We start from the raw sequence: 436 nt of genomic DNA, 5'->3' as shown, positions 1-436 counted from the left end.
TGGAGGAGCCCCCGGCGTGGACCGTGTAACGGTAGCGGAGCTACAGGCTTACCTGAAAACACACTGGGAAACGGTGAAAAACGAACTCCTAACGGGAACGTACAGACCGATGCCCGTCAGACGGGTGGAAATCCCCAAACCCGCAGGCGGCGTACGGCTGCTCGGTATCCCGACCGTGGTGGATCGCTTCCTCCAACAAGCTCTTCTGCAAGTGATGAACCCGATTTTCGATGCCCACTTCTCTTGGTACAGCTACGGCTTTAGACCGGGAAAGAGAGCACACGATGCCGTGAAGCAAGCCCAGCGATATATCCAAAGCGGCCTGCGATGGGTCGTAGATATAGATTTGGAAAAGTTCTTTGACCGGGTGAACCACGACATTCTCATGGCAAGAGTGGCAAGGAGAGTGACAGACAAGCGAGTCCTGAAGCTGATA

The 436-nt window shown here is 54.8% G+C and carries 1 protein-coding gene; it reads left to right on the top strand.

Annotation, left to right across the window (positions count from 1 at the left end; genetic code table 11):
• Nucleotides 1-436 (top strand): reverse transcriptase domain-containing protein (locus M0651_RS23945; protein ID WP_248554159.1); only part of this gene is annotated, 436 nt, incomplete at both ends.

It is taken from the genome of Paenibacillus mellifer, assembly GCF_023195895.1.
Taxonomy (GTDB): Bacteria; Bacillota; Bacilli; order Paenibacillales; family Paenibacillaceae; genus Fontibacillus; species Fontibacillus mellifer.
The sequence above is the reverse complement of the archived record's forward strand: the minus strand, read 5'-3'. Positions and strand labels throughout refer to the sequence as shown.